This is a genomic window from Ureibacillus aquaedulcis, from assembly GCF_030418165.1.
GTDB classification, from domain to species: Bacteria; Bacillota; Bacilli; order Bacillales_A; family Planococcaceae; genus Ureibacillus; species Ureibacillus aquaedulcis.
Map to the genome: position 1 here is coordinate 1 of NZ_JAUHTQ010000041.1, position 669 is coordinate 669.

Here is a 669-nt window from a genome sequence, read left to right on the forward strand (position 1 = left end):
AAAATGGTGGGTCGGGACGGAATCGAACCGCCGACACTTAGAGCTTCAATCTAATGCTCTACCAACTGAGCTACCGACCCATTATTTTACTTAAAGATGGCGGTCCCGACCGGGATCGAACCGGCGATCTCCTGCGTGACAGGCAGGCATGTTAACCGCTACACCACGGGACCTAATATGTATGATTTCAAAAAATGGCGGAGGCAGTAGGATTCGAACCCACGCGCGGTGTAACCCGCCTGTCGGTTTTCAAGACCGATCCCTTCAGCCAGACTTGGGTATGCCTCCGAATTATAAATGGTGGCGGCAGAGGGGATCGAACCCCCGACCTCACGGGTATGAACCGTACGCTCTAGCCAGCTGAGCTACGCCGCCATTATAGTATATATGTTATTGGTGGAGCCTAGCGGGATCGAACCGCTGACCTCCTGCGTGCAAGGCAGGCGCTCTCCCAGCTGAGCTAAGGCCCCGAAATAGAATTAATTTATAAGTTTTAGATGGTCGAGAAGACAGGATTCGAACCTGCGACCCCTTGGTCCCAAACCAAGTGCTCTACCAAGCTGAGCTACTTCTCGTAATATGGCGCGCCCGGCAGGAGTCGAACCCACAACCTTCTGATCCGTAGTCAGACGCTCTATCCAATTGAGCTACGGGCGCATATATGAATGG

7 tRNA genes are annotated in these 669 nt (G+C 52.9%); all 7 read right to left on the reverse strand.

The features are described 5' to 3' along the window. Positions 1 to 4 precede the first annotated feature (4 nt). The 7 genes from QYB95_RS19045 to QYB95_RS19075 all read right to left on the reverse strand — a co-directional run bounded on the left by QYB95_RS19045 (position 5) and on the right by QYB95_RS19075 (position 657). Positions 5 to 80, reverse strand: a tRNA-Phe gene (locus QYB95_RS19045). Between the two features lie 17 nt (positions 81 to 97). Continuing rightward, positions 98 to 173: transfer RNA gene (locus tag QYB95_RS19050), tRNA-Asp, on the reverse strand. Between the two features lie 22 nt (positions 174 to 195). Continuing rightward, positions 196 to 288, reverse strand: a tRNA-Ser gene (locus QYB95_RS19055). Positions 289 to 298: 10 nt separating this feature from the next. Then, positions 299 to 375, reverse strand: a tRNA-Met gene (locus QYB95_RS19060). 19 nt (positions 376 to 394) lie between these two features. Beyond that, positions 395 to 470, reverse strand: a tRNA-Ala gene (locus tag QYB95_RS19065). Between the two features lie 28 nt (positions 471 to 498). After that, positions 499 to 575, reverse strand: a tRNA-Pro gene (locus QYB95_RS19070). Positions 576 to 580: 5 nt separating this feature from the next. Continuing rightward, a tRNA-Arg gene (locus tag QYB95_RS19075) sits at positions 581 to 657 on the reverse strand. Positions 658 to 669: the final 12 nt, after the last annotated feature.